General features: G+C 72.3%; 9 protein-coding genes. 2 read left to right on the plus strand and 7 right to left on the minus strand.

Going from position 1 to position 7,692, the window contains the following annotated elements; translation table 11 throughout:
- Nucleotides 1–282, minus strand: a 282-nt coding sequence (locus tag ACWGIU_RS23015; RefSeq protein ID WP_453708602.1) for a GntR family transcriptional regulator, incomplete at its 3' end; no start/stop codon positions are given.
- A 47-nt stretch (nucleotides 283–329) separates the two neighbouring features.
- Here ACWGIU_RS23015 and ACWGIU_RS23020 point away from each other — a divergent pair.
- Nucleotides 330–821 (plus strand): carboxymuconolactone decarboxylase family protein, encoded by a 492-nt coding sequence (locus ACWGIU_RS23020; RefSeq protein ID WP_189970456.1) that lies wholly within the window; start codon nucleotides 330–332, stop codon nucleotides 819–821.
- 68 nt (nucleotides 822–889) lie between these two features.
- Here the strand turns inward: ACWGIU_RS23020 and ACWGIU_RS23025 are convergent, their stop codons facing one another.
- The 6 genes from ACWGIU_RS23025 to ACWGIU_RS23050 form a co-directional block, all read right to left on the minus strand.
- Nucleotides 890–1,705: a hypothetical protein gene (locus ACWGIU_RS23025; protein WP_453708604.1), complete on the minus strand. Its 816-nt coding sequence runs from the start codon at nucleotides 1,703–1,705 to the stop codon at nucleotides 890–892.
- Nucleotides 1,706–1,708: 3 nt separating this feature from the next.
- Nucleotides 1,709–2,083 (minus strand): hypothetical protein, encoded by a 375-nt coding sequence (locus ACWGIU_RS23030; protein ID WP_453708606.1) that lies wholly within the window; start codon nucleotides 2,081–2,083, stop codon nucleotides 1,709–1,711.
- The gene (locus ACWGIU_RS23035) at nucleotides 2,080–3,789 is read right to left on the minus strand and encodes a hypothetical protein (protein WP_453708607.1); all 1,710 of its coding nucleotides are present in this window, start codon (nucleotides 3,787–3,789) and stop codon (nucleotides 2,080–2,082) included. The genes ACWGIU_RS23030 and ACWGIU_RS23035 overlap by 4 nt, the downstream gene beginning before the upstream one ends.
- Nucleotides 3,790–3,927: 138 nt before the next feature.
- Nucleotides 3,928–4,917, minus strand: coding sequence for a malate dehydrogenase (locus tag ACWGIU_RS23040; protein ID WP_453708609.1), 990 nt, complete (start codon nucleotides 4,915–4,917; stop codon nucleotides 3,928–3,930).
- A gap of 390 nt (nucleotides 4,918–5,307) precedes the next feature.
- Entirely contained in the window at nucleotides 5,308–5,916 is a 609-nt protein-coding gene (locus ACWGIU_RS23045; RefSeq protein WP_453708611.1) for a DUF3017 domain-containing protein, read from the minus strand.
- Complete coding sequence (locus ACWGIU_RS23050) at nucleotides 5,906–6,766, minus strand: bifunctional methylenetetrahydrofolate dehydrogenase/methenyltetrahydrofolate cyclohydrolase (RefSeq protein ID WP_030712694.1); 861 nt, start codon at nucleotides 6,764–6,766, stop codon at nucleotides 5,906–5,908. Before ACWGIU_RS23050 ends, ACWGIU_RS23045 begins: the two co-directional genes overlap by 11 nt.
- 244 nt (nucleotides 6,767–7,010) lie before the next feature.
- On the opposite strand from ACWGIU_RS23050, the gene ACWGIU_RS23055 reads away from it, so the two are divergent.
- Nucleotides 7,011–7,676 (plus strand): hypothetical protein, encoded by a 666-nt coding sequence (locus ACWGIU_RS23055; RefSeq protein ID WP_453708613.1) that lies wholly within the window; start codon nucleotides 7,011–7,013, stop codon nucleotides 7,674–7,676.
- Nucleotides 7,677–7,692 lie beyond the last annotated feature (16 nt).

A 7,692-nucleotide genomic window follows, 5' to 3' on the forward strand; every position in this document is an offset into this window, starting at 1 on the left:
GCGCGGCCGTGCCCGTTCGGCGACGCGGGTGCCGGAGCCCCGGCGGGCCGTCAGCCAGCCCTCGGCGACGAGCTCGGCGTACGCCTCGGCGACCGTGTTCCGGGCGATGCCCAGGTCGGCGGCGAGGGTGCGCGAGGACGGCAGCCGGGTCCCGGCAGCCAGCCGACCGCTGCGCGCGGCCTCGCGCAGGGCGTCGGTGAGCCCGGCCCGCAGCCGGCGTCCGGCCGTGAGGTCCAGCTGCAGGTGGAGGTCGGCGCCGAAAGTGGCCCACGATTCCGTCATGAATATGGACCATATCGGTGGGCCGCCCGGCTCCTAGGGTGGCTCACATGACGACCACACACGAACACGCCCCCGAGCACACCCCGCGCCTGCACATGGCGAAGCTCGCCCCCGAGGTCTACAAGGCCGTGCTGGCTCTGGAGATCGCCTCCAAGAAGGGACTGGACCCCTCCCTGGTCGAGCTCGTCAAGATCCGCGCCTCCCAGCTCAACCACTGCGCCTTCTGCCTCGACATGCACACCAAGGACGCGATCGCCGCAGGCGAGAGCGTGGAGCGCATCGTCCAGCTGGGTGCCTGGGAGGAGTCGCGGCACTTCTACACCGAGAAGGAGCTCGCCGCGATCGAGTTCACCGAGGCGGTCACCGTCCTGACGGACGGCTTCGTGCCCGACGAGGTCTACGAGAAGGCCGCCGAGCAGTTCGAGGAGCGCGAGCTGGCCCAGCTGATCGCCGTGATCGCGACGATCAACGTCTGGAACCGCATCGGAGTCACCACCCGCATGGTTCCGGGCCACTACACCCCGGGCATGTACAAGTAGTCCGGTCCGGCCGGTTCGGTCGGCCAGTCCGGTCAGTCCGGTCAGTCCGGTCAGTCCGGTCAGACCCGTCAGTCCGTCCTGAAGGACTCGACGGCCGCCGTCAGGTTCGCGCGCACCGCGGTGCCGTCGGCGGCCGGACCGGCCGCCAGCAGCGCCCACCGCCTGCCGTCCGGGGCGACGGTGATCCGCTCGATCGCGCGGCGGCGTCCGTGCGACTCCTGGTTGTCGTACTCGTACACCAGCTCGCAGGACTCACCGGGCGCCGGATCGAGGGAGACCTCCTGGTAGCCGGGCCGCTTCCCGAGGCTCTGCGAGGAGATCCGCAGCAGTTCGCACGCTCCGACGCTGTCCGGCTCGGTGACGCGGAAGACCTGGATCAGCGCGCTGCGGTCCCCGGGGCGGCGGTAGAAGGAGCCGCTGCCGTCCTCGTCGAGGCTGCGCTCCCAGCCCGTGGGCACGGCGACCGAGAAGCCGCCGTCGTCGCGGACCACCGTGTACGGCGGCGGGACCGAGGGCGCCGCGGCTGACGGGGAGGGCGCCGCGGTGCTCGGCACCGGGACCGGACCCGTACCGGACGGCGCGGCCGGGCTCCCCGAGGCCGACGGGGCCGCGGCGGGCGCCTTCGGCTCCTCGTCGCCCAGTACGAGCCACCCCGCCACGGCGCAGCCGCCCACCACCGCGGCCCCGAGGGCCACCAGCAGCGGAACCTTCCACGGCCGCTCCCGGCCCGGGCCGCCCTGACCGCCCCCTGGCGGGCGCGGCGGGTACGAGGGCGGCAGGTACGAGGGTGGCGGGGGCGGGGTCGGCGGGGGCGGGGCCGGCTGATCCGCCCACTCCCAGCGCTGCGACTGCGGATTCCAGTGGGCGCCGCCGCCCGTGGCCACCGCTCAGCTCCCCAGGGAGGCGAGCAGCCCGCCGAGGGCGGCGGCCGCGTTCACCGAGTCCACCAGCGGGGCCCAGCGCTGGAGCGCACCCCTCAGCCGGGCGGGCAGGCCGGGCCGGATCTCCCCGGCCTCCTCCAGCTCGCCGGCGGCCTCGTCCAGTTCGGCGTCGAGCGCCGAGCGGTCGGCGCTGCGGGGCAGGTGGACGAGGGCGATGCGCAGCTCCCGTACGGCCTCCAGCAGTTCCGCCGCGCCCGGGGCGTCGGCCCCCGTACCGCCGTGGTGGACGGTGGTGTTGGTGATGTCGGTGCCGCCGATGCTGAAGGTGCTGCCTTCGATGCGGTTGATCCGCACCTCGCCGGTTCCCCCGTCTTGCGTCACTGCCGCTCTCCCCTGTCCGTGTGGTGGCTCGTCCGGTTGTTGTGTCCGCTGCCGCCCACGCTGAAGGCGCTGTGGCTCACCGACTGGATGTACACCCCGCCCTCCGCCACGGTGACCGCCCGCTGCGCGAACTCCTCCGTGTGCCAGCCCGCTTCGTGCAGGGCCAGGGTCACGCCGCCGACGATCCGGTCCTGGATGGTCTTCAGGTACCGGTCCAGGTCCATCAGCTGGAACAGCGAGGCGTCCTCCTGCGCCGCCAGCTCACGTACGGAGACGGCCGGACCGGCCGGGAGCGCGCCGCCGTGGCCCTCCGTGGCGATCTGCCACGGGCCGCGGCTGCCGCCGGACAGGGTGGTGAGCGCCTTGGAGAGCGAGCGCGGGGCGTGCCGCAGTGCCCAGACCGCCTTGGCGAAGGGGTTGTTCCGCAGGTGGCGCCGGGCCACGTCGTCGGCTTCCTGGAACTCGGGCCGTACGGGCAGCAGCACGTGCGGCGCCACCTCCAGCATCAGCATCCCGCCCTGGGTGTGGACGCGTACGAAGACGGTGATGACGAGGTTCTCGTCCCAGCCCCCGACCCGTACCCGCAGGAAGTGGCGGCGGCGTTCCCCGCCCTCCTCCACGGCTCCGGCCCGGTGGACGTCGAACGCCCGGTCCGAGAGGTCCGGCTCGTGCGCCACGGGCAGTCCGGAGGCCGGCAGGAACACGCACTCGTCGATGACCAGTTCCCGCAGCCGGTCCAGTACGGCCTGCTCGGCCTCCGGCGAGCCGTGCGGCGACGGGATGCGCAGGGCCTCCAGCCGTGGCCGGATCCGGGCCACGATCCGCTCGTTGTCCAGCGGTTCGGGCGGGGTCCCTTCCGTGCGGGGGCGCAGCTCGACCGACAGGTGCCAGGGGCGGTAGGCCGCGCCGGCGCCGCAGAACGGGTTGTCGACGTTGTAGATGACCAGGCGGCTGTGCTGGGTGCGCAGGATCCGGTCGCGGACCTTGGCGAAGCGACTGCCGGATGCGGGGTCGGCGTTCGGGTCGGCGTACCGCGTCCGGCTGAGCGAGGTGCTGATGACGCGGGCGAAGTGGCCCCGCTGGAGGCCGACGACCAGGGTCAGCAGGGCGAAGACGATCAGGGCGGTCCAGGCGTACGCTCCCGCGACGACATAGCCGAGTTCGGGAAGCCCGAAGAGGAGGGTGAACGGCTCCCGCTCGATCTCGCCCAGGATGTGCTCGTAGATCACGAGCGAGTCGTCGGCCCCTCCGACGTTCGTCTCGCCTTCGAGGGCGCCCTGGAGCACGCCCAGGCCGACGCCGACGAGCAGCACGTAGCCGCAGCCGCGCAGGAGGAGTTCGAGGAAACGGCTGCCGCGCGCCGTGGCCGCCCGGCGGCGCGCGATCCGTCCGGCGCCGCTGAGGAAGCCGGCCGGGAGGAGCAGGAAGAGCAGGAGCGGCTGGGCCAGCAGCAGGCCGAGGCCCCACACCGCCAGGACGGCCGAGGCCCAGGCCGCTTCGGCGCGGCGGGCCTGGAGCGCGTGGGCGAGGACGCGGGCGGCGTCGAAGCCGTAGGAGGGCGCCACGAAGCGCTCCTCGTGGACGTAGAGCTCCTGGATCACCCGGTCGCGGTACGCGGCGTCGAGATAGCTGCCGGCGCACAGCAGCCGGCCGGCTTCGCTGAGCGAAGGGTGCACAGGAGTTCTGTCATCCGCGGTGCTTGTCACCGAATCCCCCTTTCGGTGTGCGGAGGGAAACGATAAGGCGATCATCAGGAGCGCGACAGGCCCGATCACGCCAAAAGGCCCCGGCGCAATGCGCCGGGGCCCTTCGCAGGAGCGGATCGGTTCGGTCGGGCGACCGGCTCAGATCAGGCCGAGCTCGCGCACCGCGTCGCGCTCCTCCGACAGCTCCTGGACGGAGGCGTCGATGCGGGTGCGGGAGAACTCGTCGATGTCCAGGCCCTGGACGATCTCGTACTTGCCGTCCTTGCAGGTGACGGGGAAGGAGGAGATCAGACCGGCCGGGACGCCGTAGGAGCCGTCCGACGGGATGCCCATCGAGGTCCAGTCGCCCTCGGCGGTGCCGTTGACCCAGGTGTGCACGTGGTCGATGGCGGCGTTGGCGGCCGAGGCCGCGGAGGACGCGCCACGGGCTTCGATGATCGCGGCGCCGCGCTTGGCGACGGTGGGGATGAAGGTGTCGGCGAGCCACGCCTGGTCGTTCACGACCTCGGCGGCGTTCTTGCCAGCGATCTCCGCGTGGAAGATGTCCGGGTACTGGGTCGCCGAGTGGTTGCCCCAGATGGTCAGGCGCTTGATGTCGGAGACGGCGCTGCCGGTCTTGGCGGCCAGCTGCGAAATCGCGCGGTTGTGGTCCAGGCGGGTCATCGCGGTGAAGCGCTCGGCCGGTACGTCCGGGGCGGCGGCCTGCGCGATGAGCGCGTTGGTGTTGGCCGGGTTGCCCACGACCAGGACCTTGATGTCGTCCGCGGCGTGCGCGTTGATGGCCTGGCCCTGCGGCTTGAAGATGCCGCCGTTGGCGGCGAGCAGGTCGCCGCGCTCCATGCCCTTGGTACGGGGGCGGGCGCCCACGAGCAGCGCGACGTTCGCACCGTCGAAGCCCTGGTTCGGGTCGTCGAAGATGTCGATGCCGGCGAGCAGCGGGAAGGCGCAGTCGTCGAGCTCCATGGCGGTGCCCTCAGCGGCCTTCATGCCCTGGGGGATCTCCAGAAGTCGGAGCTTGACCGGCACGTCCGCGCCGAGCAGGTGACCGGAAGCGATGCGGAAGAGCAGCGCGTAGCCGATCTGGCCGGCGGCGCCGGTGACGGTGACATTCACGGGAGTGCGGGTCATGGCCTTCTCCGTTAGACAGCTGGCGGTGGGGCGTCCCTGCCCCATGTGCTGGAGGACGCCGCTCCCAGAATCTTGACGTGAAGAGACATCCGCGGTCAGGCTATCCGACCCGGGACCGGGCTAATCCCCGGGTCCCTGTGGTGCACGGCACACGGATCCCTGCGTTCGAAGGTTCAAGCGCGTCTCGGACCGTTGTTCGGCCAGGAAGATCCGTCCCGTCCGGTGCCCCGCGTTGTCGGACCCGGGGCGGATGCCGGACGTCCTGGTCCGGGCGGGCTCGGGGCCCCCGGCCGGCCGTCGCGGCCACGTCGGCCGCGCCCACGTCGCCCACGTCGCCCACGTCGCTCACGGCCCTCACGTCACCCGCATCACCCGCATCACCCGCGCCGCTCACCGCACGGTGAAGCGGACCGCACTCTCCATGAACGGGACCACCAGCCACGGCTTGGGCGCCGCCATCACCAGGGCGAGCAGCGTGATCGCCACACCGAGGAGACCGTAGGTGATCATGTCCGTGAAGCGGGAGCGGACCGCGAGCATCCCCACCGAGGGCAGCACGCGCCGCATGACCGACGCCGCGATCAGAGCCAGGCCGATGGCCAGGCAGCCGACCCGCGGGTGTCCGAAGGCCGTGGCCAGCAGCCCGACCGCGGTCGCGGTGAGCACACTGAGCATCGGCCACTGACGGGCCGACGTGGACACGGCCCCGGGGACGGCGCGACCGCTGCCCTCGGGGCGGGCGGTGTCCCGGGTGATGGAGGGAAAGCGGCGGGACCTGGCCGCCGGCTCGGCCCCGGCCGTGCCGGGACCGGCCGTGTCGGGACCGGCCGCGCCAGGACCGGCCGTGCCGGGACCGGCCGCGCCAGGACCGGCCGTGTCGGGACCGGCCGGCGTGACGGGCACGCCGGGCGTGGCGGGCACGACCGGGGCGACGGGGGTGCCGTTCGCCCTGGCCGAGCCGCCGTCCGCCGCGTTCTCCGCGTCCGATTCAGCCCGCACTGGTGGTCCGTTCCGCCGCCTCGACGACATTGACGAGCAACTGGGCCCGGGTCATCGGGCCCACTCCGCCCGGGTTCGGCGAGATCCACGCGGCCACCTCGGCCACGCCGGGGTGCACATCGCCGACGATCTTCCCTTCCCCGTCCCGGCTGACGCCCACGTCGAGCACGGCCGCGCCCGGCTTCACGTCCTCCGGCTTGACCAGGTGCGGGACACCGGCCGCCGCGACGATGATGTCCGCCTGCCGCAGCTGCGCGGAGAGGTCGCGCGTACCGGTGTGGCAGAGCGTCACGGTGGCGTTCTCGGACTTGCGGGTCAGCAGCAGGCCGATGGACCGCCCGACGGTGATGCCCCGGCCGAGGACGACGACGTGCGCGCCGTTGATGCCGACGTCGTGGTGGCGCAGCAGTTCGACGATCCCGTACGGGGTGCAGGGGAGCGGTCCCGGCTCGTTCAGCACCAGCCGGCCGAGCGACATGGGGTGCAGGCCGTCGGCGTCCTTCAGCGGGTCCATCAGCTCCAGGACCCGGTTGGTGTCGATGCCCTTGGGGAGGGGGAGTTGGACGATGTAGCCGGTGCACTCCGGGTTGGCGTTGAGCTCGCGGACGACCGCCTCGATGTCCTCCTGGGAGGCCGTCCCGGGCAGTTCGCGCTGGATCGAGGCGATGCCGACCTCGGCGCAGTCCTTGTGCTTGCCGTTCACGTACCAGCGGCTGCCCGGATCGTCACCGACCAGGAGGGTGCCGAGGCCGGGGGTGATGCCCCGGGCCTTCAGGGCCGCCACGCGGGCGGTCAGTTCGGACTTGATCGCTGCGGCGGTGGCCTTGCCATCGAGAATCTGGGCGGTCATGACCCCATCCTCCCGGATGAGGTGGCCCCGGTTCCAGTCAAGGCACTCGCAAGGGCTCAGGGTTCATTGCACTTGCACAACAAGTCACGGCCCGTAGCCCGACAGGCTGGACAAGTAACGGCCGGTCGGACCACGATGAAGCGACTGAGTGCCGCGGGCAGTGCCGGGGGGCGGGACCGCACCGTGCAGGATTCCTCCGCGCTCGTGCCGTGCGTCCCTGCACCACACGGAGGAACACCCCACCATGAGCTTCGGCGACCCGCACAATCCGTACGGACAGCAGCCGCCCCAGGCCCCCCAGGGCCAGCCCGGCTACGGCTACCCCCAGCAGGCCCCGCAGGGCATCCCACCGCAGAACGGCTACGGCTACCCGCAGCAGGCCCCGCAGGGCTACCCGGGCGGCTATCCGGGCGGTCCGGGCGGATACCCCGGGGCCCACATGGAGATGCCGGGCGGGGCGAAGGCCGCGCGCGTCATCCTCTTCATCGTGGGTGCCCTGCAGGCCCTGGGCGGTCTGTTCTTCATCATCGGCAGTGCGGTGTTCGCCGCGGCGCTCTCGGAATCCTCCAGCTCCTCCGCCGAGGACGCGGGTGCCATCGCCGGCACGGCGGGCGTCGTCGTGGGCGTCCTCTTCATCGGCTTCGCCCTGTGGCCCATCCTGACCGCGGCCAAGATGGGCAAGGGCCGCGGCGGAGTGCGCGTCTCCGGCATCGTCTACGGCTCGCTCCAGACCCTCTTCGCCGCTCTCGGCGTGCTGGTGTACCTGGTCGCGATCAGTGCGAGCGAGCACACCCAGGCCGGCGCCACCTTCATCACGGTGCTGCCGTCGCTGGTCTCCCTCGCCCTCGGCCTCACCATCATCATCGGTCTCGCCAAGGCCGGCGACTACTTCCGGCGTCCCCAGTACTGAGCCGTCCGCTCCGCAC

The sequence above is a fragment of the Streptomyces sp. NPDC054840 genome (genome assembly GCF_053611065.1).